Source organism: Archangium gephyra (assembly GCF_049060025.1).
Classification (GTDB): Bacteria; Myxococcota; Myxococcia; order Myxococcales; family Myxococcaceae; genus Archangium; species Archangium gephyra_A.
Map to the genome: position 1 here is coordinate 9,077,484 of NZ_JBMEQQ010000002.1, position 25,468 is coordinate 9,102,951.

Here is a 25,468-nt window from a genome sequence, read left to right on the forward strand (position 1 = left end):
TCCGTGGCGTATGTGTACCTCGAGCTCGATGCTGAGGGATTGAAGGCGCTCGAGCCACAAGGCGGGGCCTCCGCACAGGCCGCGACACTGGAACTGCCCGAGGATGTCGCACGGGCCCTGCTCCCTCCTTCTCTCCTCCCGATCTCGGCCCCGGTCAATGGCTCCTGGAGCATCGAGGGGGACGAGCTCGATGCCGAGTCCCTCGGACGAATGCCCTATCAGGTGGATGAGGCCATCCGTGTTGCCTCGGGCCTGGTGGTGATTGCCTCCACCCGCTAGTCCCCGTTGCTGGGGCCGTGAGGCCTGCCGGCGCGCGAGGAGCTGAGCCCGCGCCGGTGCGGTAATGACGCTGCAGAGCGGTTGAAGAAGTGCGTTGAGACGGTGCCCGACCCCTCGGGTAGGGCAAAACACACGCGCGCACCTTGCTGAAGAAGGGGACCGCCTCCACATCTTGGGTCCCATGAATCGCGCGGCCCCCTTCATCTTCGACGACTCTCAATGGCCTCTGCTGGGCGTGCGTCTCACCGGCGAGCCCTCGCGCCAGGAGTTCGAGGCCTACCTCGACAGGTCCACTCAATATTTGCAGCGGGGGGAGCGCCACCTCTGCATCTTCGACCTGCGCGCCCTGTGGCTCCTGTCGAGCGAGCAGCGGCAGCGGCACGTGGAGTGGCTCGAGGCGAACGCGGCGTTGATGCGCCAGTCGCTGCTGGGGCTCGCCTACGTCATCACCTCGCCCACGGTGGTGCTGACGATGAGCGTCATCTTCCACTTCAGGCCGCCGCCCGTGCCCTACACCATCGTCCCCCACCTGGACGCGGCGAGCGCCTGGGCGGCCCGGCACCTGGACGAGGCGGGCCTGCGCGCCCCGGCCGAGCGCGTCCGGCGGCAGCAGCGCGTGGGTGCATTCGCGGGACCCGTCTCCGCATGCGCCTCCGCGAGCCTGTCCGGGCCGTGTTAGATCCTCCCGCGGGAGGCTCTTCATGCAGACCCTGCCGCAGCCGGAGTTCAAGTCGCAGCGCTTCAAGTCCAACCCGTTCCCCGTCTACGCGCGCTTGCGCGAGGAGGCGCCCGTCTTCCGCATCAAGGTCCCGGGCAACGAGGTGGGCTGGCTGGTGACGCGCTACGAAGACGTCGCCCAGGTGTTGAAGCACGGAGGCATCAGCAAGGATCGCCTCGGCAGCATGACTCCGGAGCAGCAGGCGAAGCTGCCCTGGTTCTTCAAGTTCTTCACGCCGCTGGTGCAGAACATGCTGAGCCGGGATCCGCCGGACCACACCCGGCTGCGCGCGCTCGTCCACAAGGCCTTCACGCCGCGGCTGATCGAGCGGCTGCGCTCGCGTGTCCAGACCCTGTCGGACGAGCTGCTGGACGCGGCCGCGCGCAAGGGCTCCATGGACCTCGTCGCGGAGTACGCCTTCCTGCTGCCCGTGACCATCATCGCCGAGATGCTGGGCGTCCCCCCGGGCGACTACCGGAAGTTCCAGCACTGGTCCAACCGGCTCGTCTCGAATACGGACATGACGGACGTGCTGCTCTCCATCCCGAGCGTGGTGATGTTCACCCGCTACCTGCGCAAGCTCATCGCGCAGCGGCGCACGTCCCTGGGAGACGACCTGCTCTCGGCGCTCATCCAGGCGGAGGAGGCGGGCGACAAGCTGACCCCGGACGAGCTGGTCAGCATGGCGTTCCTCCTGCTGGTGGCCGGGCACGAGACCACGGTGAACCTGATCTCCGGCGGCACGCTCGCCCTGCTCCAGCACCCCGAGCAGTTGGAGCGGCTGAGGAAGGAGCCCGCCCTCATCGAGCCGGCGGTCGAGGAGCTCCTGCGCTACGCGAGCCCGGTGGAGATCTCCACCGAGCGCATCGCGCGAGAGGACATCACCGTGAGTGGGGTGACGATTCCGCGTGGAGACCTGGTCTTCGCCGTGCTCGCCTCGGCCAACCGGGACGAGCGCCAGTTCAAGGACCCGAACACGCTCGACCTGGGCCGCGAGCCGAACAAGCACGTGTCCTTCGGGTTGGGCATCCACTACTGCCTGGGGGCACCGCTGGCGCGGCTGGAAGGACAGATCGCCATCCAGACGCTGGTGAACCGGTTTCCCAACCTGCGCCTGGCCACGCCAGCGGAGTCGCTGAAGTGGCGCACGGGCGTCCTCATGCGCGGGCCGAAAAAGCTGCCGGTCAAGCTGTAGCGCGCCGCGCGTCTACCTGTATCCCTGGCGGGAGCGGAGACTCAGGATTCCCTTTTGACCCCGGCCTGACCCAGGATTCCATGACCATGAATACGGCCCCCTCCATCGACACGCCCCGGACCCTCACCGAGTACGCTCCCTCCACCTTCGAGATGCTCAAGGCCGTCCGGCGAGAGGGGTTCCTCGGCTGGCTGATGAGTACCTGGCGCCAGCACGGAGATCTGATCCGCCTCCGGATGGGTGCGCAGTCGCTCCTGTTGGTGACCCACCCGGACCACGTGCGCCACATCAACGTCACGGGCCGCGAGAGCTACGACAAGGGCGAGAGCTACGACGTCCTCCGAGAGCTGCTGCTCGGCCACGGCATCGTCACCGCCACCGGGGATGACTGGCGCCGACAGCGCAGACTCATGGCGCCGTTCTTCACCCCTCGCGGCGTGGAGAAGTTCTTCCCCATCTTCCTCTCCGACACGCAGCAGCTCATCGAGCGCTGGCGGTCGCGGCACCAGGGCTCCGGCCGTCCCGTCGAGATGCTCGATGAGATGATGCAGGTCACCGCCTCCGTCATCCTCCACTCGGTCTTCAGCACCGACTCGGGCGAGACCCTGCAGCGGATCAAGAACTCGATCGAGACGATGGTTTCCCACATCTCGGGCATGCAGATGCGTCCCGTCCAGGTGCCGCACTGGGTGCCCACTCCCGGGAACCTGCGGTTCCGCCGGTCCAAGAAGCTCGTGACGGCCTACATCCGCGAGCTCATCGAGCGGCGCCGGGCCATCCCCACCGAGCAGTGGCCGGATGACCTGCTGACGAAGATGATGACGACCAAGGACGAGGAGACGGGGACGTTCATGGCGGAGCAGCTCCTCGTGGACAACGGCCTGACCATGTTCGCCGCGGGGCATGAGACCACGGCACGGACGCTCTCGTTCTTGTGGTACGCGCTGTCCCAGAACCCGGAGGTGGAGCGGCGGCTGCATGCCGAGCTGGACTCGGTGCTGGTGGGCGACGCGCCTCCGACGCTCAATGATTTGAAGCGGCTTCCGTACACCCTCCAGGTCGTGAAGGAGGTCCTCCGGCTCTATCCGGCCGCGCCGATGTACGCCCGTGACGCCGTTGCCGATGACGAGCTCGATGGGGTCCGCATCCCGGCCGGCACGAGGACGATTGTCTTCGCCTACGCCACCCACCGGCACCCAGGCTTCTGGGACGAGCCGGAGCGCTTCGATCCCGACCGGTGGTTGCCCGAGCGCGAGGCGGCACGCCATGCTCACGCCTATCACCCGTTCGCCATCGGACCGCGCATCTGCCTGGGCAACAACTTCTCCCTGCTCGAGACACACGTGATGGCGGCCATGCTCGCACGCCGCTTCAAGCTGCGCCTGAAGCCCGGCCACGTGCCGCGGTTCGACATGTTCGGCACCCTCGGAGTGAGCAACGGCTTGCCGATGCTGATCGAGGCGCGGTGAGCCCCTGCGGTGGCCTCGCTCACGGAGCGGGGTCTTCGTCTTCCTCCTCCACGTCGTCGTAAAACCGATTCGCTGACGTAGTGAGTAGTAGGGCTTCTCGGGGCCACCGTGCACGTCCTGGAGCGGGAGTTGGGCCCGGTGCAAACAAGCGCCTCGGGCCTCGCGCAGGTGGAGAGGCCAACGAGGAGCACGCGTGGACGAGGAGAAGAAGTCCGAGGTGAGCAGGGAGGATGTGGAGCAGGTGGGGCCGTACCAGCTCCACGAGCAGGTGCCGCAGGACGAGCACAGCCGCGGCGAGCTCTACCGGGCCACGCACGAGACGAGCGGGGTGACGGCCCTGGTGTTCAGACCCACCGAGGACGGCTCGGCGCCGCTGCCGGACTGGCGGGTGCGCTGCATCTCCTCGGCTTCCCCCAGCTACCTCGTCCTGGAGGTGGAGCACTCCCCCAGGTCCATGGACCCCGAGAGGCAGTCCATGGAGGAGTTGGTGTGCGTGTTCGAGGATGTGCACGAGGGCGTGAAGCGCATGGCCGACGCCTTCCCCGTCTACGATGAACCTCGCTCCCGGTGGCGCCTGGGGCTGGCGCTGGCTGGCGCCGCCGCGTTGTGTGCCCTGGTCTTCGCCCTGCTCTGGCAGGCGCCCCTGTCCCCACCGGCGGACGGCCCGGACCGTTTGGCGAGAGCCTCGCCAGCGTCCGTGAGCGAAGAGGTGCCGACGGACACCATGATACCTCTCACGGGCCATTCGCTCAGGGCTCCCGCGGACGGAGGGCCACTGGTCCTCGCCCATCCTTTTCCGCGCAAGCCCTACAAAGGGCAGAAGCGCCCTCCGTGCACGCCGCGTATCGAGGTGGAGATCATGGGCGCCTGCTGGGTGCCCCACGAGCTGAAGGCCCCGTGCCCGGAGGAACTCTACGAGTACCAGGGGAAGTGCTACACGACCTCCATGCTCCCCCAACCGCTGCCCCAATCGATCGGGCAGTGAGTGGCGGGACGTCGTTGGGGAACGGCGGGCTTGGGGTCATGAGCCTTGCGGCGGCGGCGGCGCTACACTCTGGCTCCCGTGTCTCTTCCTGGCCCTCCTGTGACGTACTTCGAGCCGCAGCCGGCCGCGGCCAAGGTGCCGGTGCGGCTCACGGACCCGTTCGCTCACGGCCCGCCGCATGCCCTGGCTCGCCGGGCCGCCGAGGAGCTGCAACGGTTCCTGCTCCACGGTGGCCTCGTCAGCGGGATAGACCTCGGAGCCCTCGACGCGCCCGGCCAGGGCAAGATGTTCGGGGTGCTGGTCGTCGCGGCTCCGGATGGCCGCGTCGGCTACCTCCGTGGGTTCTCGGGCATGCTCGATGGCCGCTGGCAGGTCGACGGGTTCGCGCCGCCGCTCTTCGACCCCATCGCGCGCGACGCGTTCCTGCCCGCTGGTGAGGCGGAGTTGCGAGCGCTCGGTGCGCGCCATGCCCTGCTGGCCGAGGGGGCGGAGCCCGTCGCGCTCCGAGCGAGCCTCGCGGACATGACCGAGCGCCACGGTACGGCCATCGCCGGGATGCGAGCGCGCCATGAGGTGAACCGTGGCTTCCGGCACGATGCGCGCCAGCGCCTGGCCAACGGAGAGGCCGGAGACGACGAGCGCCGTGCGGCGCTTCACGCGCTCGAGCAGGAGAGCCGGGCTGACGCCGCTGAACGCCAGCGGTTGGAGGTGGCGCACCAGCAGGAGCGTGAGGTTCTGGTTTCGGCCTTGCGAGCGCTCGACACGCAACGCGCCGGGATCGAGCACCTGCGCGCCGAGCGCTCGCGGCAACTGTGGCGGCAGATCGCCGAGAGCTACGTCATCCCGAATGCGCGCGGCGAGAGCCGGCTCCTGGCAACGCTCTTCGCGCCCGAGCCGCCGCCGGGAGGCGCGGGCGACTGTGCCGCACCGAAGCTGCTCGCTCAGGCCTACCGTCACGGCCTGCGGCCCCTGGCGCTCGCCGAGTTCTGGTGGGGGGCGCCGCCCCTCACGGGAGGACGGCACGCGGGGGTGTACTACCCGGCATGCCGTAGCAAGTGCGGCGGCGTCCTGCCGTACATGCTCGAGGGGTTGTCCGTCGATCTGGCGCCGCTCCCCGGCGCGGCACCGGGCCCGGCGGATGCGCTACGGCTCGTGTACGAGGACGCGTGGGTGCTCGTCGTGGACAAGCCTCCCGGTCTTCTCTCGGTCCCCGGCCGCCACGAGCCGTCACGTGACTCGGTGCTCGTCCGTTCGCGGCGGCACGCGTCCGGACTGCTCGTCGTGCATGCCCTCGAACCCGAGACCTCCGGGCTGCTGCTCCTGGCCAGGGACGCGGCGACCCACGCGGCGCTCCAGCGGCAGTTCGCGCGGCGCGAGGCCGACAGGCGCTTCGTCGCATGGCTCGAGGGGCACGTCGCTGGCGAGCAGGGCGTCATCGAGCTGCCGCTGCGGGCGGACCGGGAGGACCGTCGCCGCCAGCTCGTCGACCCGCTCCACGGCAAGCGCGCCATCACCGATTGGTGTGTCACTCATCGGAGCGGCCCCCGGACCCGGGTGTCGCTCTGGCCCCGCACCTGGCTGCCGCACCAGCTTCGCGTCCATGTCGCGCACCCGCTCGGCCTCGGCGCGCCGATCACCGGCGACCGGCTGTACGGCCGTGACGACACGCGCCTGATGCTCCACGCCGAGGCCCTGTCGTTCAACCATCCGCACACGAGCGCGCGCATCGAGCTCGAAAGCTCCGCGCCGTTCTGAGGCCGCCGCGGCTGCTGCTCGGGAGTAGGGGAGGGGAGAGACGTCCCTTCCTGGGGTTATGCTGTGCGGCCATGGCGAACGCCGGACGCAAGCATCTGGAGCTGGGAGCCCTGCGTGACAGGCGGGCCGTGGTCATCCTGGCGGGGGTTGCGCTGGGCGTGGCGACGCCGGTGGTGGCCCGGCTCACCTTTCCAGGTTGGGTAGAGGCCTCGGCGCTGGCGCAGGTGCGGCTGCTGGTGAGGCTGGGCGGGCTGTTCGTGTTCGCGGGCGCCTACCCCGCGTTGCTGGTGCTGGTGCGGTTGGGCCTCACCGAGGTGTCGGTGTACCAGCACCGCGCCGCGCTGCGTGTCTATCCTGTCTTCTGCAGCCTCTTCCAGGCACTGGTGGCGCTCGACGGCTTCCTGCTCGTCGCCTGGCCCGAGCGCTTCGCCCTGCCGAGCCTGTGGGCCGATCTGCTGCTCTCGGTGGTGGCGGTAGGGCTGTTGCCGCTGGTGCTGCACCAGCAGAGCTGGCTGGTGGGCTTCGACCCGAAGGAGGTGCTCTCCGCGCGGAGCGAGCTCGGCGAGGCCGGGACCCTGCCGCCCACCCGCACGCCGCTCGATACGCTCGACTACCGGGTGCTGCAGTTGGTGGCCCAGAGTGGCAGCGATGTGGCGGCGGTGATGATCAACGACATGGCCATTGGTGCGAGGGACCTCAACCTGCGGCTGCGCAAGCTGGTGGCGCTCGGCTTCCTGGACGTGGTGGACGAGCAGCACGGCCCGCAGCTCACCCTCACCTCCCAGGGGACCGATACCCTCGCCCTGCCCGTGTCGCTGTTCACCTGGCAGACCGATGATCTGGAGTTGTTGCAGGAGCTGGCCTCGGCCCGTCTGGCGCTCGAGGAACGCCAGCCGCAGAAGGTGGTGGTGGCGTGCGCGCGTTGCTGCGAGCGGATGCTGCGCGGGCTGTTGGCCGCCCATGAGCCGCCCGTGACGAGCGTGGGGGGCAAGGACGTGGGCCGCGCGACGCTGGGCGAGCTGGTGGGGGCCTGCCGCCAGTCCCGGCTCATTGGCCGCTTCGAGGACAACATCTTCTCGGCCCTCAACGAGCGGCGGAAGAAGATCCACGCCCTGCAGGACGAGCGCCCCATCGACGACCAGGACGCCTTCATCCTCTACACGCTCACGGAGATCGCCGCCCGTGCGCTGCTGACGCAGCCAGTCAGGCCCACGGCGCAGCCCTCCGAGCACGCGTCCCCGCCACCGTCCCAGTAGCGCGCCATCCGCGAACAGGTGGGTGGCGGCGGGAGCCCCACGTCTCGGGCTCCCAGCGCCTTACTCCGGGTTCACCACTCCGGGCAGGGAATGCAACGGCCGCGCTCATCGCGGCAGGTGAAGTCGATCGGGCAGGGCGCCATGTCAGAGGCTCGACAGCGCCATCGCCGCCGTACCGCCACCCAGCAGGCCAACGACGAACACGGCCACCACCATCAGGTTCTTCTTCGTCATGGAGTGACTCCAAGGAATCGCCAGCCACCAGCGGCTGGGGCTCCAACACTCCGCGTACGAGAAGACTCTGTCAACAAGTGAAGTCCCCGAGGGGGGCGCGGGCTCCGGCGCGGGGATGATGGCGCTGGAAGATTCTCAGAAGTAGCGCGCGGCGAGCAGGTCCTGCACATCGAGCAGGCCCACGGCCTTGCCCTCGGCGTCGACCACGGGGAGCTGGTCCACGCGGAACTCGCGCATCAGCTTGGTGGCCTGGAGCACCAGCACCTCGGGGCCCACGCACCGGGGCCGCTTGCCCATGACGTCGCGGATGGGCACGTCGAAGCTCGTCCGCCCCTGCTCGACGAGCCGGCGCAAATCTCCGTCCGTGAAGATGCCCACCAGCCGTCCCTGCCGGTCCACCACGTTGGTGGCACCGGGCCGGCCCGGGGTGTTGGTCATCACCACCACGGCCTCGGAGAGCTTCGCGCTGTCGCGCACCACGGGGTTGGCGGGGCCCGAGCGCATCAGCTCGAAGACGCGCATGACGGAGCGGCCAATCTTCCCGCCCGGGTGGAGCAGGGCGTACTCGGCCGAGCCGAAGGGCCGGGCGCGCAGCACCGCCATGGCCAGCGCGTCGCCCATGGCGTGCAGCGCCGCGGTGGAGGCGGTGGGCACCATGCCCATGGGGCAGGCCTCCTCAATCCGGCCGATGTCCAGCACCACGTCCGCGCCGCGCGCCAGCGGGCTCTCCGCGTCACCGGTCATCGCGATGACGGGGACGCCCAGCCGCTTGAAGGAGGGCAGCAGCCGCACCAGCTCCTCGGTGGTGCCGCTGTTGGACAGGGCGAGGATGACGTCGCCGCGGCCCACCCGGCCCAGGTCTCCGTGCACGGCCTCGGTGGGGTGCAGGAAGACGGAGCGGATGCCCGTGGAGGCCAGCGTGGCCGACAGCTTCTGGCCGATCAGCCCCGCCTTGCCCACGCCCGTCACCACCGTCTGCACCGAGTCGCGCACCAGCTCGAGCGCTCGCAGGAAGGAGCCGTCCAGTCGCCCCATCAGCCCGAGGATGGCCTGGGCCTCGGCCTCAAGCACGCTGCGCGCATAGGTGAGCGTGGCCTCGCGCTCATCCTGAGCGGCGGGGGAGGGCGTGGGAGCGGGCGTGGCGTGTCCGAGAATGGCGCGGAGGCGGGGCTTCCGGGCGGTGCTTCGAGAGGCGCGGGCCATGGAGCGCCCTTGTACCCCCAGCCCGGCCGGGCCTGCCAGCTTGACGCACCGGGGGGCATCGGCTACGCGCCTGCTCGCCCGGCGGATATTCATGCTTCCCACTGCGGGATGCTGTTGGAGGCAACTCCGGGCGCCATCCGTCCTGCACCCGAGACGCTCGAGGGCCTACGGGACGGCGCCCCCGCCCTGCTTGCTCCCCGGTACTGCCCGGTCCGGTGCTTGCACGAGCCTCCGCACATGAATCACTTCACGAACAAAGCGGGCTTTGACGGCATCCGCAGCCAACCCACCTGGAATTTCAGGGCCACCCAGCCTCCGGCCTCGCACCATCCCGTGGGGGCCTACTTCACGAGTTACGAGCAGGACGAGCACAACCTCGCGGTGAAGCTGTTCTTGCCCAGGGAAAAGCTCCACTACATCTTCTCTTTCGGAGACCGGGGGGATTTGCTGCCGCTGCCGGGAGGTCGGGGCCGCCTCAAGCGCATCTTCTACTCTCCCGTGAACTATGAGGTGGAACGAGGGCGGCAGGCGTTCCACGGAAGGACCGGCATCGAATGATGGGCGGAGATGACCTCTGGGTGGAGGGTGCTTCCAGCGGGACGGAGATTGACCTGACGGTTCGTTGGCTTCGCAGCGTCTGGAGGGATGCCCTGGTCGAGGTTCCTGGTCGGCCGGTCCTGCCCATCCGCAGCGAGCGGCTCTTCCCGCTCACTCCCGCAGCCGAAGTCTTCATCTATCGGGACCCGGCCAGCTTCGAGTCCTGGCGCCGGGACGGCCTGACGGCCGGCAACGCGGATGCCGTCATCTGGGTCTCGCGCAGTGAGGACGCCCTGTCGTTCGTGGTGAACGACAGGCGCTCCGCCTCGGGGCTGCTGGTCAGCGAGCTACTCGAGAACATCAAATGGAACCGCTGGCTCTTGCAAGGCAACACTCAACCGCGGGGGGAGGCAGCGTGACGCAGGAGGGAGAACAGACACGAACGTTGAGGCAGTTGTTCGACTCCGCCGGAGTGGGGTGGGCGCTCGAAGGGGATGCGGAGGAGGCGGCGCGCAGGTACCTGCGGGAGATGCAGGCCGTCGAAGCGGAGTATCAGCGGCGCCTGTCGCGGCCCCTGTCGCCACACCTTCTGGAGCAGCTCGTCGCGGAGAGCGAAGCGCTCAGCCCGCTCATCCAGGCGTTCGCATCTCCCCTCTCCGCGCCCATCCGGGTGATGATCTACTGCGTCCTCAAGGGGGCCGGCATCCGGCAGGTGCACTACGATTACGAGCACGAGCGCCGCTCCCACCTGGTCATCGAGGCTCGAGCTTCCCACCGGCCAGGCCCTGCGCTTCGAGTCCGAGGAACTGTGGGACGTGGAAGTGCTGCGCCACTTCGGCATGACGCAGCGGGGAGGGCGGCCGGTCCTCGAGGGGTACTACGCATTCCGGCATGGTTGACCCAGCCTCCTTCCGGGACCCGGCCGGGCCTGCCAGCTTGACGCACCGGGGGGCATCGGCTACGCGCCTGCTCGCCCGGCGGGCAGACGGGAGCGCACCTCCTGCCTCCGCGCGTTTTCCATCACAGGCTCACTGCCTGACCTGAACGGAGAGTGGACGAGATGAAGTTCTTCATCGATACCGCCGACGTCGCGGAGATCCGCAAGGCCCACGATATGGGCGTGCTGGATGGTGTCACCACCAACCCGTCGCTGCTGGCCAAGGTGGGCCGCGGCCTGGAGGAGACCATCCGCGAAATCTGCTCCATCGTGGATGGCCCCGTGAGCGCCGAGTGCGTCTCCGCCGAGGCTCCCGAGCTCATCAAGGAAGGCCGCCAGCTCGCCAAGATTCACGACAACGTCGTGGTGAAGATTCCCATGGGCGTGGAGGGCATGAAGGCCGTCAAGGCGCTCACCTCCGAGGGCATCCGCACCAACGTGACCCTCTGCTTCTCCGCCAACCAGGCGCTCCTGGCCGCCAAGGCCGGCGCCACCTACATCTCGCCCTTCGTGGGCCGCCTGGATGACATCTCCCAGGACGGCATGGAGCTCATCGCCCACATCATCGAGATCTACCAGAACTACGACTTCACCACGCAGGTGCTGGTGGCCAGCATCCGCAACCCGGTGCACGTGCTCCAGGCCGCTCGCATGGGCGCCGACGTGGCCACGCTGCCCTACAGCGTCATCACCCAGCTCGCCAACCATCCGCTGACCGACATTGGCATCAAGAAGTTCCTCGCCGACTGGGAGAAGGTGCCCAAGTCCGCCAAGCCGTAGTCCCCTTGCGGGTGCGGTGTGCTGGCACAATTCTCCGGTCCGGGGTATTCGTTGATTCTGGAATCAGGGGGCGTGTAGTCCCCTCTCCCACATCAGCGAGGAACCATGGACTTCCAGCTCACCGAATCCCAGCGTGCCCTGCAGGAGATGGCGCGCAAGTTCGCCCGCGAGGTCATCCGCCCCAAGGCGGCCCACCACGACGAGACCTCCCAGTTCCCCCGGGAGATCATCATGTCGGCCTGGGAGAACGGCCTGCTGAACATGGCCCTCCCCGAGGCGTACGGGGGCGTGGGCCTGTCGCACCTGGACCAGCTCCTGGCCTACGAGGAGCTGGCCTGGGGCTGCGCCGGCATGGCCACCTCCATCACGGCCAACGACCTGGCCAACCTGCCCATCATGGTGGGCGCCAGCGAGGAGCAGAAGCAGCGGCTGCTGCGGCCCTTCACCGAGAAGTTCAAGCTGGCCTCCTTCTGCCTCACCGAGCCGGAGGCGGGCTCGGACGTGGCCAACATGAGCACCACCGCCGTGCGCGATGGGGACCACTACGTCCTCAACGGCTCCAAGTGCTTCATCACCAACGGCGGCCACGCGGACCAGTACACGGTGTTCGCCACCGTGGATAAGGCCAAGAAGCACAAGGGGATTACGTGCTTCGTGGTGGAGGGCCGTCCCAAGGGCCTCACCGTGGGCAAGCACGAGAACAAGATGGGCCAGCGCGCCAGCGACACCGTGGCGCTCACCTTCGAGGACGTGCGCGTCCCGGTGGCCAACCGCATCGGCGAGGAGGGCGAGGGCTGGCGCATCGCCATGGAGACGCTGGACAACAGCCGTCCCGTCACCGCCATCCTCTCGGTGGGCATCGCCCGCGCCGCGCTCGAGTACTCGCTGGAGTACTCCGCTCAGCGCAAGACGTTCGGCAAGGCCATCCGCGAGCACCAGGGCATCCAGTTCATGCTCGCCGACATGGCCATGAACACCCAGGCCGCGCGCCTGCTGTGCCACCAGAGCGCCTGGTTGTTGGATGAGGGCCAGAAGCCCACCCTCGTGTCCTCCTACGCCAAGTGCTTCGCCGCCGACATGGCCATGAAGGTCGCCACCGACGCCGTGCAGGTCTACGGCGGCTACGGCTACATCAAGGAGTACCCGGTGGAGAAGCTGATGCGCGACGCCAAGCTCATTCAAATCTACGAGGGCACCAGCCAGGTGCAGCGCCTCGTGATCGCGCGCGAGCTGTTCAAGTAGGGAAGAAAAACTGTCCGCTGCAGACGCTTCTCCGTTGCCGTCGCTGGGTGTTGATGCGTAGATCAACGCCCCGCGACGCGGCGCGTTGCGTCATGAATCTGCGCCCTGTTGCGCCATTTCTGGGAGTACCCGCTCTAAGGAGAAGGACGTGAAGATCCTCGTCACCGCCAAGCGCGTGGAAGACCCCGAGTCCAAGATCAAGGTGAAGCCGGACGGCTCGGGCATCGTGCAAGAGGGGCTGAAGTACAAGATCAACCCCTTCGATGAGATTGGTGTCGAAGAGGGACTGCGCCTCGTGGCCAAGCATGGCGGCGAGGTGGTGGTGGTCTCCATCGGCGGCAAGGAAGTGCAGGAGCAGCTGCGGCACGCGCTGGCCATGGGTGCCGCGCGCGCGGTGTGGGTGAACCACACGGGCCCGTTGGATCAGATGGGCGTGGCGGGGCTGCTGCAGAAGGTGGCCGAGAAGGAGAAGCCGGACATGGTCATCCTTGGCAAGCAGGCCATCGATGACGACCAGAACCAGGTGGGCCAGTACCTGGCCGAGTTCCTGGGCTGGGGCCAGGCCACGTTCGCCTCGAAGGTGGAGTCGCTGGAGAGCGAGCAGGAGAAGAACAAGGTGCCGGCGCTGACGGTGGGCCCGGACGGCAAGAGCGTGCGCGTGGTGCGCGAGGTGGACAACGGGCTGGCCACGCTCGAGTGCACGCTGCCCGCGGTGGTCACCACGGACCTGCGCCTGAACATGCCGCGCTACGCGAGCCTGCCGGGCATCATGAAGGCCAAGAGCAAGCCCATCGAGGAGCTCACCCCGGCCAAGCTGGGCGTGGACGTCACCCCGAAGGTGCAGGTGCTGAAGATGGCCTCTCCGCCTCCGCGCAAGGCCGGCATCAAGGTGCCGGACGTGGCGACGTTGGTGGACAAGCTGCGCAACGAGGCCAAGGCGGTCTGACCGGGGCCCGTTCCCCTCTTCTTCGAGAATCTGGAGCTGAACATGCCGATCGTTCTCATCGTTGCGGAGCAGCAGCCGGACGGGAACCTGCGCAAGGCGAGCCTGAATGCCGTGAGCGCGGGCAAGCAGCTCGCCGACAAGGCGGGCGCGGAGCTGCACCTGGTGCTGCTCTCCAAGGATCCCTCCAAGGTGGCCACGGAGCTGGCGGGCCTGGGAGCCAAGGCGGTGCACACCGCCGCGGCGCCCGAGTTCGAGAATTACCTGGCCGAGACGTACGCCCCGGCCATCGCCGAGCTGGCGAAGTCCATTGGCGCCGACTACGTGGGCATGGCGTCCACGGCGCAGGGCAAGGACCTGATGCCCCGCGTGGCGGCGCGCCTGCAGGCGGCCATGGCGACGGACGTGATGGGCTTCAACGGCGGTGGCGCGGACGTGACGTTCAGCCGGCCCATGTGGGCGGGCAACGTGTTCGCCGAGGTGAAGCTCACCACGCCGGTGAAGGTGTTCACGCTGCGCGCCACCGAGTTCCCCGCGGCCGCGGGGGGCCAGGGTGCCGCCGAGGTGAAGGCCTTCTCGCCCAAGGTGGAGACGGGCAAGACGAAGTTCGTGGACTTCAAGGAGGTCAAGAGCGCGCGTCCCGAGCTGACCGAGGCGCGCGTGGTGGTCTCCGGTGGTCGCGGCACCAAGGGCGACTTCAAGGAGATTGAGGCGCTGGCCGACGAGCTGGGCGCCGCGGTGGGCGCCTCGCGCGCGGTGTGCGACGCCGGCTGGGTGCCCAACGACCTGCAGGTGGGCCAGACGGGCAAGGTGGTGGCGCCGCAGCTCTACATCGCTGCGGGCATCAGCGGAGCCATCCAGCACCTCGCGGGCATGAAGAGCTCCAAGACGATCGTCGCCATCAACAAGGACCCCGAGGCCCCCATCTTCCAGGTGGCCGACTACGGACTGGTGGACGACCTCTTCAAGGTGCTGCCCGCGCTGCGCGAGGCCATCCACAAGGCCAAGGGCTAGGCACTCGGAGCCTCACGGCTCGGAGTCAGGAGGGGCGGTAGCGGGGGGAACACTCCTCGCGGCCGCCCCTTCTGCGTTGAATGGATCAGAGCTGGATGTCCTCCTGGCCCTGCTTGCCCCGCTTGGGTTCGGGTGGAGCGGGCTCCTCGTCCTCGGGCAGGGGCTCCACGTCCGGCAGCGACTTGGGGTCGAAGGGAATCGTCTTCGGGGCCGGCTCGGACGAGGGCCCGAGCAGGTTGATGACGGGGTGATCCGGCACCTCCACCTTCAAGGTGGTGAACGTCCACGCGTCGCCTTTCTTGTAGGCCTCGCCATACAGGGTGCCACTGCCCTTGGGGCCCTTCAGGCCCACCGCGAAGCGGGCCGAGCCTCCGTCCGTCCCGGAGTGCATGGAGTACTGCTGGGGCACCATGCTCGACTCGATGGGCTCGCCGAGCGCCTCGCGCACCTCCAGGGACTGCTTCGCCTGGGTCACCCCGTCGACGAGGACACCCGAGCCCCGCAGGGACTGCCAGGTGGTGGCGCCGAAGAGGAGGAAGCCCAGGAGGCAGCAGGAGAACAGCAGCCCCATGCATCCCACGGGCGCCGCCCATATCCAGTTGCGGCTCCACCAGCCCCGCTGGGGGACCATCTGGCCCTCTGACGTCGTGCTCATAAATTTCCTGTCTCCCCGCGCCCCCGTGTCGGGCAGCGCGCACCTCACGTCATAACGGTTCCTGAATGGTCGACAACAGGGCCAGCGAGCGGGCGCCGTTCCTGGCCCGGGGTGGGGTGACCGGGTAGCATCCCACCCATTTCGTCGAGGCTGGCGGGTCGAGGAGCCTGGTGAACGCGCGCGGAGGAGACGTGTTGGAGGCGGTGCCGCGCCTGCACCCGGAGGCGGGGGTTCAGCGAGTCGGGGACCGGATGTTGGCGGTGGGCCCGGACGACACCCTGCACACGCTCGAGGACGAGCGCGGCGAGGCGTCCGAGGTGGCCGAGCGCATCCTCGAGCTCATCGACGGGTGTCGCACAGTGGGCGACATCGTGGGAGTGCTGTGCGAGGAGTTCGAGGTGGAGCCAGCGCAATGCCGTGAGGACACGGTCTCCTTCGTGAGGCTGCTGGTGGAAAAGAAGGTGCTGGTGCTCGGGCCGTGAGCCCGGGAGGGCCGGCCTGGGTACAGCGAGAGGCACTCATGCATCGAGCGGGATGGCAGTGGATTCTGGCGGTGTGTGCGCTGTGGGTGGCGGGGTGTACGTGCGGAACGCCGCCGGTGGAGTCCGAGCTGACGGTGGTGTTCGGGCAGCCGGTGGACGGCCAGCGGCTGGCGCAGGGGGATGATGCGGACCCGGCGGCCGAGGGCTTCCAGTACGACGTGGTGGCGGTGGCCACGGACTCCTCGGGCCGCGCGGTGACGCTGGCCCGGGCGAAGCTGGAGGTGCAGCTTGCCGGAGAGCCCTCGTGGCGCGAGGCGACGGCCGCGTTCATCGACGGTGGCCAGGTGCGCTTCCCCCGGGTGACGCTGCCGGGACGCACCAACGTGCTGCGGGTGACGGTGGAGGAGGCGGGCTCCAAGCGCACGGCCACGCACAACCAGAGCGTGACGGTGGGCGGGGAGTCGTGGAGCGTGGACATCTCGGGCCCCGCCGAGGGGCAGGTGCTGCGCGAGTCGGACGACGTGGACCCGGCCACGCCGGGCTACCAGGTGCGGTTCAAGCTGCGCACCAGCGGGCTGGCGGGCCGCGCGGGCACGCTGTACTGCGGCAATGCCTGCGGGATTCCCACGGCGGACTTCATGGTGGCCCCGGGCGGTATCACCGAGGTGCCGGTGACGCTCACCGAGGCCTCGTGCGAGGCGCAGGTGGCCGAGTGCTACGCGGTGGTGCGCTACGGCGACAAGGACGTGGCGAGCTCCAAGCGCAGCTTCACCCTGGACTCGGTGGCGCCGCGCGTGGAGCTGTCCGCGCCCGTGGCGGCCGTGTCCTCCTCGACCTTCAAGGTGGAGGCGGTGGTGGGCTGCTGCGAGGACGGCACGGTGGCTACGCTGTCCCGCGAGGGCCAGACGCCGCTGTCCGCGACGGTGTCCGGTGGCGTCGTCTCCTTCCCGGAGGTGGTGGTGCCCGGGGGAGGACTCTTCCCCTACACGCTGCGGGTGACGGACTCCGGCGGCAATCCGGTGGAGCGGCCCTTCGACGTGGTGGTGGCGCCCACGCCGCATGCCATCGAGCTTCTCCACGCCGTCCTCCGTGGTGGACGCGGATGGCAATGCCTCCAACGGCATCCAGGTGGACGTCACCGCGACGACGAGCGCGAGTGACCCATCGACATTCATCGAGTTCTCCACGACCGTCACCGGCACGCCGGGCGCACCGGTGCGGGTGGCCACCGCGGCGGCGGACGGGGGCGGGCGTCTCGCGACGTGGCGGGTGTCGCTCGCCGAGGGCAGCAACGCGGTGCAGGCCTGCGTGCGCAATCCGGCGCTGCCCTCCTCGTGCAAGAGCGCGACGGTCAACGTGAGCACCGGGCGCGCGGCCTGCCGCATCGTCTCGCCCCTGCCCGGCGTGGTGGTGTCGGAGGCGGCCCTGTCCGTACGGGTGGAGACGAGCACGGGCCCCGTCACGGTCCGCGTGCGGGATGCGGCCGGAAGGGAGACGAGCGCGACGGGGAGCGTGGTGGGCGGCAGCACCCAGGTGTCGGCCGCGCTCGGCTCGGACGGGGTCTACCAGCTCGTGGCCTCGTGCGGTGCGCTCGGGGTGAGCCAGGCGCTCACCGTGACGCGGGACACCGTGAGCCCCGATGTCCTCGTGTCCGTCTCCAGCGAGGACGCGGGGAGCGGCGTGCTGGGGACGCAGACGCGCGATACCTCCGCGCTTCCGGGCACGCAGGTCATCGTCACCGCCCGCACCGATCCCTTCGCCACGGTGGCGCTCACCGGCTGCGATCCGGGCAACAACGTGCGCACGGTGGCCGATGCCTCGGGCCTCGCCCTGCTGCGCGAGGTGACGGTGCCCGCGGCGGGCTCGTGCTCGCTGTCCGTGAAGGCCACGGATGCCGCGGGCAACAGCACCACGCGGGAGAAGGCGCTGACGCTCGGCCTCACGGGCGCGCACCTCGCCATCGTCGCTCCGGCCGCGGGCCGGGCCCTGGGCCTCGAGGACGGGACGGTCCGCTCGGGAGGCGGGCTGACGGTGAACGTGCGGGTCTCGGTGTCCGCCGGGAGCGCCGGGCAGCTCAAGCTCTTCCAGGGGACGCGGGAGGTGGGCTCGCTGCCGGTCACCGATTCGGGCTCCGCCCAGGAGCTGACCTTCTCCGGTGTGGAGCTCAACGAGGGCGCCAATGCCCTGCGGGCCACCCTCATCAGCACCACGGGCGTGGCGGCGTGCGCCACGGAGCTGCTCACCGTGGACACCGCGATGCGCACCCTGACGCTGCTCAGGCCCGTGCCGTCCACCCGCTTCAATCTGGCCGCGGATCGCAACGCCGAGCAGCCCGGCATCCAGGCTCCCTTGCAGTACTCGCTGTCCGGCGCCGCCGCCGGGGGTCGCGTGGACCTCTGCACGAGCCTCCCCCTGGTACCGGCGGCCACGCCCTGCCGGGATGGCTCGGGCTTCTACACGCTCGCCACCGACGTGCCCTCCTTCGTGGCGGACTTCACCTTCCCGGATGGCGAGTACGCCCTCAAGGCGGTGCTGAACGATACGGGCTTCACGGACACCCCGGCGGTCTCGCTGGTGGTGGACTCGGTCCGCCCGCGCGTCACCAGCATCGCCTTCGACGACGATGACAACCAGGACGGCCAGCTCAACCTGGCGGAGTCGCCCTCGGGCATCCCCCCCACCGTCACCGTGTCCTTTACCGGCGTGGAGGATGGGCGCAAGGTGCAGGTGCGTGACGCCATGGGCGTGACGCTCTTCGGGCAGGCCGATGTGTCCGGTGGCGTGGCCCGGGTGCCGCTCTCCAGCCTGCCCAATCCGGTGGAGGCGCGTTACCCGGTGGTGGCCGTCATCACCGACGCGGCCGGTAACTCCAACAAGATCTCCAGCCCCGCGCCGCTCGACCCGCTCAACCTCGCGGCGTTCGCGCAGTTCCGGTTGGATCGCTTCCCCCCCGTCCTCACGGACGTGCTGCCCGCGGACAACACGGTGTTCGGTCCCTTCGATGACGCCGACTCCGCCATGACGGGCTATCAGGTGCTCCTCTCCGCCCGCACGAGCGCCGACGTGGAGCCCGAGGGCGTGGAGCTCCACGTCACGCCGCTGAACGAGACCCGCAGGAGCACGCCCGTCGCGCTGAAGATCTCGGAACTCTTCACGGTCCCCACCTCGGGTCTCACGGCGTATGCGTTCCGCATCCAGGCCACGGACGAGGCGGGCAATCAGACGGTCCTCACGCGGACCGCGACGGTGGATTTCGAGCCGCCCGTGCTGGTGCCGGTGTCTCCCACTCCGGCTCCGGGATCGGAGTTGAGCTCGTCCATCGTGACGTTGCGCGCCAACGTGAGCGGGGCGGTGGGCCGGACGGTCAGCATCTCCAGCATCCCAAAGGACGGGCGCGCGCCCGTGCCGCTCGCGGCTCCCACCGTGGGCAGTGACGGGATGATCTCCGTCAACACGAACCTGGTGCTCGGCGTGCAGGACCTCCGCTTCGAGGTGAGCGACGCGGTGGGCAACGTCACCGTCGTCCTCGTGGAGAACCTCAACGTCACCTTCGAGGGATGCGACCAGCGCTTCACGAAGCCCTCGGGGACCGCGGTCACCCTGGCCCAGAAGGATGATCTCCAGCCGGCGGTGACGGGACTGCAGTACCGCATCGAGGGGGTGACGGGCGTCTGCAAGGGCCGTCAGGTGCGGCTGTTCCGCGGCTCGTCGGGGCCGGCCGAGGCCACCACCACGGCGGACGCGGCCACCGGGAGCTTCGGCTTCGACGTCACGCTGCCGGATGCGGCGACGACCACCCTGCGCCTCGAGATGGATGATGGGCGCACCCCCACCTCCGTCTCCGCCAGCATCACCGTCGACCTCACGGCTCCGGGCGTCGCGAGCGTGGTCCCGGCCGCGACGACGCTCTTCTACGTGGCCGACTCCAACGAGGCCTTCTTCCGCACTCCGGTGCCCACCAACTACATCATCGACCTCACTCCGGACGGAGACGCCGAGGCGAAGCTCGCCTTCCGGGTGACCGGGGGCAACAACGGCACGGTGCGCGTCCTCTACAACGACGTGGACCTGGTGAAGCCGGCGGTGGTGCTCGACTCGAACGACAAGGCGCTGGACCTGCCCATCACCCTGCCGCACGGCACGTCGGGCTCCCTGGTCATCGTGGCCACCGATACCGCGGGCAACGAGACGCGCCGGAGCGCCACCGTCACCGTGGACGTCCGGCCTCCGGCGGCCCCGGTGGTGTCGGCCGGCGTCGTGGCGGGGGCCGAGCGCACCGCCTCGGTGGCGGTCAACTGGAGCGCCGTGAAGGACGACGGCTCGGACGCGGCCTCCGGTGAGCCCGCTGGGTACGATCTGCGCTGGACGACGAGCGTCGCCCAGACGGGCGGCATCACCACGGATGCCATCTTCTTCAACGGCAAGGTGAAGCAGGCCAGCGCCACGCCGCTGCCCGGCTCCTCCACGGCCTTCACGCTCACGCCGCTGCCGCCGCTGACCTCCTACTCCCTCCAACTGCGTGCGCGTGACGAGGTGGGCAACTACAGCCGCATCGCCGCGCCCGTGACGGTGGACAACTTCCTGCGCACCCGCGACGTGACCGGCCCCGGCGTGGGCACCCGTTTCGGCTTCCTCGTGGGCTCCGGCCCCCTGGACGGGACACCGGGGGATGACCTGGTGGTCGCCAACTTCGATCAGGGCTCCAACCGGGGCGCGGTGTACGTGTACTCGGGGGCGAAGCTCTTCCCCACGGGAGGCGCGGCCCCCACGCCCAAGCACACGCTGCTGCCTCCGGATACCACCGTGCAGTACTTCGGTATCGACCTCGGTATCGGCAACGTGGGCGATGTGGCCGGCGAGGGGAGGGCGGATCTGCTCGTGGGCGCGTCCGGCTGGTCCGGCAACCTCGGCCGGGCCTTCCTCTACTTTGGACGCACCGGGGACCCGGCGAAGATCGTCGATGATACGGCGCCGATCGAGTTCCGCGGGACGGTGGCGGGCGGGCGGCTCGGTGTGGCGGCGCGCATCATCGGCGACATCAACGCGGATGGCCTCGGGGAGGTGGTCCTCAGCTCCTCCTACGAGAACAGCGGCGTGGGCCGGGTGTACCTCTTCTTCGGGCGCAGCCGGGCCCAGTGGGACGCCCTGAAGGTCGATTCCAGCTCGGGTGCGGCCTGCACGGTGGCCAGCGCGTCCTGCCACATCCCCGCTTCCAGGGCGGATCGCATCTTCACCGGCGAGACGCCTCCGGTCTCCACGGCCATCAACTCCTTCGGCCGCCAGCGCGGTGTGGCCTGGCTGGGAGACATCACGGGGGATGGTTACGGGGACTTCGCGCTGCCGGCCTCGCGCGAGCAGTTCAACCGCGTCTACCTCTTCTCCGGCAAGGCGGTGCTCGATGCCACCGCCCCCATCCCGGCCGGCTCGGCCCTGCAGGTCCTCACGCAGACGACGAGCACGGATACCCGCTTCGACGGTTTCGGCACGGAGGCGTGCGCCAACGTGGACCTGGTGGGTGGCCCGGGGCGGGATCTGGTGATCAGCTACCCCTTCGCGAACCGTCTGCTGGTGTACGCGGATGGCGGGCCGGTGGGCTATCCCCCCGCGCCGGCGCTCAACATCCTCGGGGCCAACAACTTCGGCAACGGGCTGGCCTGCGCCGACATGAACGGGGATGGGAAGACCGACATCGTCGCGGGGACGAACATCCTGACGGGCGGCTCCGTCTGGGTGCTCTACAACCGGGCGACCCCGGGCTCGGAGTTCGAGCTGTCGCTCGGAGGGTTCAGCCAGGGCCGTCTCCTCGCCTCGGGCGCCACGGCGCTGGGCGTGAGCGTGACGGTAGGTGACTTCAACGGGGACGGCCGGCCGGACATCGCGGCGGGAGACAACCTCGGTGGCCGGGTGCAGATCTGGTATTGAGGAGGGATGGCGATGACCCACGAGACCAGGAAGCGCAAGCGGCCCTACCGGCCTCCGGCGATCCGTTCGGAGAAGATTCTCGTGGCCAATCTCTTCGCCTCCCAGGGACAGGACTGCGAGCCCAACTGCGACATCCGTGCGCCTGACAGCGAGTTCTGATGGGGCGTGAGGTGCTGGCGGGGGAGGGCGTCATCGAGGTGGAGGACGGGCTCGTTCCGCTGCTCGAGCAGCGGTGCGTCTGGTCTCACCTTCGACCCTCCGGGCAGGCAGGTTCACCCCGGCTGCGCCTGACTGCCCGTCCCCTGTCCCCCGAGGCGAGTGCCCAGGGCTTCCTCCTGGATGCGCAGCGACCCCGGTGGGGCTCCGTCGAGGTGGAAGCGGAGCGGGTGGTGGCCCACATCCCCGCGGACCCCTTCGCGGCGGAGGCGGCGCTCCGGGCGGCGGTGCTGGTGAGCGTGCTGCGGCAGGGAGGCGTGCTGCTCCACGCGGCGGCGGTGGCGTTCTCCGGAAAGGCCCTGGTCATCGTGGGCCCGAGTGGCGCCGGCAAGTCCACGCTGGCGCGGGCGGCGGTGGCGGCCGGAGGCGCGCTGCTGTCGGACGAGACGGTGGGGCTGCTGCCCTCGGGCCGGGTGCATGGCAGTCCCTTCCGCTCGGATGCGGACCTGGTGCCCACGTGCGCGGAGGCCCGGTTGGCGCGCATCGTCTGGGTGGTGAAGGGCCCGGCCGAATCGGTGAGTCCCGTGGAGGCCCCTGAAGCGGTGCGCCTGCTGCTGCAACAGGCCTACCGGCCGCCTCCGGGGACGGTGTCGCGCCCGGAGCTGGCGGCGCGCGCGGTGGAGCTGGCCGGACGCGTGGGCATGTTCCTCTTCACCTGCCGCAAGTCGCCGGACGCGGGCGTCTTCGCGCGAGACTTCGTGGGCGCGGCGTGACGTCCGGGGCCATGGGGCAACTCCTGCGCCAGCTCCCCGAGGGCGGGACGCTCTGGGTGCGAGGACTGGGCCGCAGCATGTGGCCCCTGTTGCGCAGTGGGGATTCCCTCCAGGTGCTCCGGTGCGCGGCGGAAGCGGTGGCTCCGGGAGACGTCGCCGTGCTGCTCCGGGCGGATGGCGGACTGACGGCGCACCTCGTGACGGGGACGTCCCCGGTGCGCACCGCCTCGTTGCTGGGGAAGGAGGACCCTTCCGCCGAGTTGCTGGGGCGGGTCATCCGCGTGCGGACGCGAGGCATGGAGTGGCCCGTCCCCGTGCTCACCCGCCCGTTGTTCCGCGCCGCGCAGCGCCTGGGCACCACGGCCTTCCGGAGCCCCGTGTTGCGAGCGGCCCGGCACCTGGCGCGGGAGTGGGGAACCTCCGCGTGGACACGGCCCGGGCGGGCCCGCTGGCTCGGCGCGCTGACGGTGCGCCCGCTGCGCCCGGGAGAGGAAGAGGCGCTGCTCGTCTTCGCGGGGCACCACCTGCCCCACGCGGTGGCGGAGCTGGGGCCCGCGCTGGCCCGGGGCGCGGGGCTGGCGGTGGGGGCCTTCGATGCGAGGGGCCGGCTCCGGGGCTTCACCTATGCGGAGGAGGGGAGCGCGCGGGTGCGGTGGCGGGTGGTGGCCCCCGTGGCGCGCGGGCTCGGCGTGGACGGGGCGCTCGCGCGAGAGCTCGCACGGGAGGCGAGGGCTCGGGGCTGGGAGGCGCCGTCTCCCCCATTGCATCGGCCCGGAGGGTAGGCCAAAAGCAGTCCGTGAGCAGCTCTCCGGCACCGACGCAGACGACGGGACTCCCATCCCACTCCGAGCGCCGTGCGCGCCTCCAGGCCGACGGGGCCCTGGCCCTCATCACCGCCTTCTGGGGCATCACCTTCGTGGTGGTGAAGGGGGCGCTCAGCCATGGAGACCCGTACTCCTTCCTCGCGCTGCGCTTCGGCATCGGCGCGCTGGCGCTCACGGCCATCGCCCGGCGCGAGCTGCTCGTCCCCGACACGCTGCGCCGGGGGCTGCTGCTGGGCGTCTTCCTCTTCCTCGGCTTCGTCCTGCAGACGGTGGGGCTGGTGTCCACCACGCCCTCGCGCTCGGCCTTCATCACCGGGTTGTACGTGGTGCTCGTCCCGGTGCTGGGGCTGGTGCTCTTCCGGCGGGTGCCGCGCCTCTCCTCGTGGGTGGGCGTGGTGCTGGCGGCGGTGGGCATGCGCTACCTCACCGGCGCGGAGCTGGACGCGGGGCACGGCCTGTCCCGGGGTGACTGGCTGACGCTGGGCTGTGCGCTGGCCTACGCCTTCCACATCCTCCTCACCGAGCGGTACGCGCCGAAGTCGAGTGTGGTGGCGCTCGTGGGGGTGCAGCTCTGGGTGGTGGCCCTGCTGTCCGCGCTCTGCCTGCCCTTCGCGGGCTCACGGGTGGACTGGACACCGTCCTTCGTGGGCGCTGCGGCCTTCTGCGGGCTCTTCGCCAGCGCGCTGGCCATCTGCATCCAGACGTGGGCGCAGGTCCGCACCACCGCGGTGCGTGTGGCGCTCATCTGCTCCATGGAGCCCGTCTTCGCGGGCGTGTACTCGGTGGCGCTCGGCTACGAGAAGCTCGGCCCGCGCGAGTGGGTGGGCGGTGGCCTCATCGTCCTGGGCGTGCTGGTGGCCGAGCTCGGAGGCCATCTCTGGGAGCGGATGCGCGCGCGCACGGCCCCCCGGCTGCCGGACGCACCGGCCAGCGAGTAGGGCGGGAAGACGTGCAAGGCCGCCGGGACACGCTATACCCAGCGTCTCCCATGAGCGTCGAGCTGCGAAGGAACGGACTGCACCTGACGGGGACGCCCTTGTCCCTGGACGCGAAGCGCAAGTCCCCGCTGTCCTTCGTCAGCCACGCGCACTCGGACCACATCGCCCGGCACGAGCGCACCATCGCCACCGCCGCCACGCTGCGGCTCATGGCGCACCGGCTGGGCGACCTCAACGCGCCGCTGGCCGTGCCCTATGGCCGTCCCTTCGCGCTGGGCCCGCTCACGCTGGAGCTGCTGCCCGCGGGCCACGTCCTGGGCAGCGCGCAGATTCGCGTCACCCGCGAGGACGGCAAGCGCATCGTCTACACGGGGGACCTGAGCCTCGCGCCCTCGCTCACCGCCGAGCCCGCACAGGTGGCCGAGTGCGACGTGCTCGTCATCGAGTCCACCTTCGGGCACCCGCGCTACGTCTTCCCGCCGCGCGAGGAGGTGCTGGGGCAGGTGGAGTCCTGGGTGCGCCGTCACCTGGAGCGCGGCGCGGTGCCGGTGCTGCTGGCCTACGCGCTGGGCAAGAGCCAGGAGGCGATGAAGTACCTCGCGGACCGCGGCTTCCCGCTGGTGGCCCACCCCTCCATCTACGAGGTGACGAAGCTCTACGGCGAGCTCGGTGTCCCCATCGAGCCGCTGCGGCGCTACGAGGGCCGCGTCGAGCCGGGCGAGGTGCTCTTCTTCCCGCCGCACCTCAACCGGGGCGGGGCGCTCGCACCCCTCTGGCCCCGCGCCACCGCCGTGCTCACCGGCTGGGCGCTGGATGGGGCGGGGGCGACGCGGCGCTACAACGCGGACGTGGCCTTCCCGCTCTCGGACCATGCGGACTGCCCCTCGCTGGTGCGGTACGCGAAGGCCACCGGCGCGCGGGACGTCATCACCCTGCACGGTTTCGCCGAGGAGCTGGCCGAGGTGCTGCGCGGGCACGGCCTGGATGCGCGTGCGCTCGGCGCGCCCAAGCAACTCTCGCTGCTCTGAGCCCGGAGTCCCGGGCCCCGCAAAAGACCGGACGGGGATACGGTGCCGTGCCGTATCCCCATCCGGTAACGACCGAGGGGGTACTGCTTGGGGGACTGCCTGCTACAACGAGTCCTACGGGTACTCTTCCGTTTTCCGAGGAG

The 25,468-nt window shown here is 69.9% G+C and carries 23 protein-coding genes; 21 read left to right on the forward strand and 2 right to left on the reverse strand.

Translation table 11 applies throughout. The features are described from left to right. Positions 1-3 precede the first annotated feature (3 nt). The 7 genes from ACN28I_RS39660 (at position 4) to ACN28I_RS39690 (ending at position 7,657) form a co-directional block, all read left to right on the forward strand. Positions 4-279 (forward strand): hypothetical protein, encoded by a 276-nt coding sequence (locus tag ACN28I_RS39660; protein ID WP_420947080.1) that lies wholly within the window; start codon positions 4-6, stop codon positions 277-279. 181 nt (positions 280-460) lie between these two features. Beyond that, positions 461-958, forward strand: a complete 498-nt coding sequence (locus ACN28I_RS39665; protein ID WP_420947081.1) for a hypothetical protein — start codon at positions 461-463, stop codon at positions 956-958. A gap of 22 nt (positions 959-980) precedes the next feature. Next, positions 981-2,192 (forward strand): cytochrome P450 family protein, encoded by a 1,212-nt coding sequence (locus ACN28I_RS39670; RefSeq protein WP_420947082.1) that lies wholly within the window; start codon positions 981-983, stop codon positions 2,190-2,192. A gap of 86 nt (positions 2,193-2,278) precedes the next feature. Next, a complete protein-coding gene (locus tag ACN28I_RS39675) occupies positions 2,279-3,661 on the forward strand; it encodes a cytochrome P450 (RefSeq protein WP_420947083.1) in 1,383 nt (460 codons plus the stop codon). 193 nt (positions 3,662-3,854) lie between these two features. Beyond that, positions 3,855-4,646, forward strand: a complete 792-nt coding sequence (locus ACN28I_RS39680; protein WP_420947084.1) for a hypothetical protein — start codon at positions 3,855-3,857, stop codon at positions 4,644-4,646. A gap of 99 nt (positions 4,647-4,745) precedes the next feature. Beyond that, a complete protein-coding gene (locus tag ACN28I_RS39685; RefSeq protein WP_420947085.1) occupies positions 4,746-6,401 on the forward strand; it encodes an RluA family pseudouridine synthase in 1,656 nt (551 codons plus the stop codon). Positions 6,402-6,472: 71 nt separating this feature from the next. After that, positions 6,473-7,657 (forward strand): hypothetical protein, encoded by a 1,185-nt coding sequence (locus ACN28I_RS39690; protein ID WP_420947086.1) that lies wholly within the window; start codon positions 6,473-6,475, stop codon positions 7,655-7,657. A 369-nt stretch (positions 7,658-8,026) separates the two neighbouring features. Here the strand turns inward: ACN28I_RS39690 and ACN28I_RS39695 are convergent, their stop codons facing one another. Then, positions 8,027-9,094, reverse strand: coding sequence for a KpsF/GutQ family sugar-phosphate isomerase (locus tag ACN28I_RS39695; RefSeq protein ID WP_420947087.1), 1,068 nt, complete (start codon positions 9,092-9,094; stop codon positions 8,027-8,029). Positions 9,095-9,331: 237 nt separating this feature from the next. On the opposite strand from ACN28I_RS39695, the gene ACN28I_RS39700 reads away from it, so the two are divergent. The 6 genes from ACN28I_RS39700 to ACN28I_RS39725 all read left to right on the forward strand — a co-directional run bounded on the left by ACN28I_RS39700 (position 9,332) and on the right by ACN28I_RS39725 (position 14,547). After that, entirely contained in the window at positions 9,332-9,652 is a 321-nt protein-coding gene (locus ACN28I_RS39700) for a hypothetical protein (RefSeq protein WP_420947088.1), read from the forward strand. Continuing rightward, complete coding sequence (locus tag ACN28I_RS39705; protein WP_420947089.1) at positions 9,649-10,050, forward strand: hypothetical protein; 402 nt, start codon at positions 9,649-9,651, stop codon at positions 10,048-10,050. The genes ACN28I_RS39700 and ACN28I_RS39705 overlap by 4 nt, the downstream gene beginning before the upstream one ends. A gap of 641 nt (positions 10,051-10,691) precedes the next feature. Next, positions 10,692-11,348: a fructose-6-phosphate aldolase gene (gene fsa / locus ACN28I_RS39710; protein ID WP_420947090.1), complete on the forward strand. Its 657-nt coding sequence runs from the start codon at positions 10,692-10,694 to the stop codon at positions 11,346-11,348. A 105-nt stretch (positions 11,349-11,453) separates the two neighbouring features. Beyond that, complete coding sequence (locus ACN28I_RS39715) at positions 11,454-12,590, forward strand: acyl-CoA dehydrogenase family protein (protein WP_420947091.1); 1,137 nt, start codon at positions 11,454-11,456, stop codon at positions 12,588-12,590. Positions 12,591-12,738: 148 nt separating this feature from the next. After that, positions 12,739-13,536 (forward strand): electron transfer flavoprotein subunit beta/FixA family protein, encoded by a 798-nt coding sequence (locus ACN28I_RS39720; protein ID WP_420947092.1) that lies wholly within the window; start codon positions 12,739-12,741, stop codon positions 13,534-13,536. Between the two features lie 42 nt (positions 13,537-13,578). Next, a complete protein-coding gene (locus ACN28I_RS39725; RefSeq protein ID WP_420947093.1) occupies positions 13,579-14,547 on the forward strand; it encodes an electron transfer flavoprotein subunit alpha/FixB family protein in 969 nt (322 codons plus the stop codon). A gap of 85 nt (positions 14,548-14,632) precedes the next feature. Here the strand turns inward: ACN28I_RS39725 and ACN28I_RS39730 are convergent, their stop codons facing one another. Further along, positions 14,633-15,202: a cytochrome c oxidase assembly factor Coa1 family protein gene (locus ACN28I_RS39730; protein ID WP_420947094.1), complete on the reverse strand. Its 570-nt coding sequence runs from the start codon at positions 15,200-15,202 to the stop codon at positions 14,633-14,635. A 170-nt stretch (positions 15,203-15,372) separates the two neighbouring features. Between ACN28I_RS39730 and ACN28I_RS39735 the strand changes: the two genes are divergently transcribed. The 8 genes from ACN28I_RS39735 to ACN28I_RS39770 are packed head-to-tail and all read left to right on the forward strand — an operon-like array spanning position 15,373 to position 25,325. Next, positions 15,373-15,684, forward strand: coding sequence for a PqqD family protein (locus ACN28I_RS39735; protein ID WP_420947095.1), 312 nt, complete (start codon positions 15,373-15,375; stop codon positions 15,682-15,684). Between the two features lie 38 nt (positions 15,685-15,722). Then, the gene (locus ACN28I_RS39740; protein WP_420947096.1) at positions 15,723-16,844 is read left to right on the forward strand and encodes a hypothetical protein; all 1,122 of its coding nucleotides are present in this window, start codon (positions 15,723-15,725) and stop codon (positions 16,842-16,844) included. Continuing rightward, positions 16,744-21,606, forward strand: a complete 4,863-nt coding sequence (locus tag ACN28I_RS39745; protein ID WP_420947097.1) for an FG-GAP-like repeat-containing protein — start codon at positions 16,744-16,746, stop codon at positions 21,604-21,606. Before ACN28I_RS39740 ends, ACN28I_RS39745 begins: the two co-directional genes overlap by 101 nt. Positions 21,607-21,618: 12 nt before the next feature. Beyond that, positions 21,619-21,765: a hypothetical protein gene (locus ACN28I_RS39750; RefSeq protein ID WP_420947098.1), complete on the forward strand. Its 147-nt coding sequence runs from the start codon at positions 21,619-21,621 to the stop codon at positions 21,763-21,765. Then, positions 21,765-22,535: a potassium transporter TrkH gene (locus ACN28I_RS39755; protein WP_420947099.1), complete on the forward strand. Its 771-nt coding sequence runs from the start codon at positions 21,765-21,767 to the stop codon at positions 22,533-22,535. The genes ACN28I_RS39750 and ACN28I_RS39755 overlap by 1 nt, the downstream gene beginning before the upstream one ends. Then, entirely contained in the window at positions 22,532-23,317 is a 786-nt protein-coding gene (locus tag ACN28I_RS39760) for an N-acetyltransferase (RefSeq protein WP_420947100.1), read from the forward strand. The genes ACN28I_RS39755 and ACN28I_RS39760 overlap by 4 nt, the downstream gene beginning before the upstream one ends. Positions 23,318-23,331: 14 nt before the next feature. After that, positions 23,332-24,297: a DMT family transporter gene (locus ACN28I_RS39765; protein ID WP_420947101.1), complete on the forward strand. Its 966-nt coding sequence runs from the start codon at positions 23,332-23,334 to the stop codon at positions 24,295-24,297. A gap of 50 nt (positions 24,298-24,347) precedes the next feature. Then, a complete protein-coding gene (locus ACN28I_RS39770; RefSeq protein WP_420947102.1) occupies positions 24,348-25,325 on the forward strand; it encodes an MBL fold metallo-hydrolase in 978 nt (325 codons plus the stop codon). Positions 25,326-25,468 lie beyond the last annotated feature (143 nt).

Excerpts from the sequence above, each read along its gene's own strand:
- ACN28I_RS39755 (WP_420947099.1), top strand. The coding sequence starts at position 21,765 with ATGGGGCGTGAGGTGCTGGCGGGGGAGGGCGTCATCGAGGTGGAGGAC.
- ACN28I_RS39665 (WP_420947081.1), top strand. The coding sequence starts at position 461 with ATGAATCGCGCGGCCCCCTTCATCTTCGACGACTCTCAATGGCCTCTG.
- ACN28I_RS39690 (WP_420947086.1), top strand. The coding sequence starts at position 6,473 with ATGGCGAACGCCGGACGCAAGCATCTGGAGCTGGGAGCCCTGCGTGAC.
- ACN28I_RS39745 (WP_420947097.1), top strand. The coding sequence starts at position 16,744 with ATGCCATCGAGCTTCTCCACGCCGTCCTCCGTGGTGGACGCGGATGGC.
- ACN28I_RS39670 (WP_420947082.1), top strand. The coding sequence starts at position 981 with ATGCAGACCCTGCCGCAGCCGGAGTTCAAGTCGCAGCGCTTCAAGTCC.
- ACN28I_RS39770 (WP_420947102.1), top strand. The coding sequence starts at position 24,348 with ATGAGCGTCGAGCTGCGAAGGAACGGACTGCACCTGACGGGGACGCCC.
- ACN28I_RS39700 (WP_420947088.1), top strand. The coding sequence starts at position 9,332 with ATGAATCACTTCACGAACAAAGCGGGCTTTGACGGCATCCGCAGCCAA.
- fsa (WP_420947090.1), top strand. The coding sequence starts at position 10,692 with ATGAAGTTCTTCATCGATACCGCCGACGTCGCGGAGATCCGCAAGGCC.
- ACN28I_RS39725 (WP_420947093.1), top strand. The coding sequence starts at position 13,579 with ATGCCGATCGTTCTCATCGTTGCGGAGCAGCAGCCGGACGGGAACCTG.
- ACN28I_RS39750 (WP_420947098.1), top strand. The coding sequence starts at position 21,619 with ATGACCCACGAGACCAGGAAGCGCAAGCGGCCCTACCGGCCTCCGGCG.
- ACN28I_RS39695 (WP_420947087.1), bottom strand. The coding sequence starts at position 9,094 with ATGGCCCGCGCCTCTCGAAGCACCGCCCGGAAGCCCCGCCTCCGCGCC.
- ACN28I_RS39675 (WP_420947083.1), top strand. The coding sequence starts at position 2,279 with ATGAATACGGCCCCCTCCATCGACACGCCCCGGACCCTCACCGAGTAC.
- ACN28I_RS39730 (WP_420947094.1), bottom strand. The coding sequence starts at position 15,202 with ATGAGCACGACGTCAGAGGGCCAGATGGTCCCCCAGCGGGGCTGGTGG.
- ACN28I_RS39705 (WP_420947089.1), top strand. The coding sequence starts at position 9,649 with ATGATGGGCGGAGATGACCTCTGGGTGGAGGGTGCTTCCAGCGGGACG.
- ACN28I_RS39740 (WP_420947096.1), top strand. The coding sequence starts at position 15,723 with ATGCATCGAGCGGGATGGCAGTGGATTCTGGCGGTGTGTGCGCTGTGG.
- ACN28I_RS39715 (WP_420947091.1), top strand. The coding sequence starts at position 11,454 with ATGGACTTCCAGCTCACCGAATCCCAGCGTGCCCTGCAGGAGATGGCG.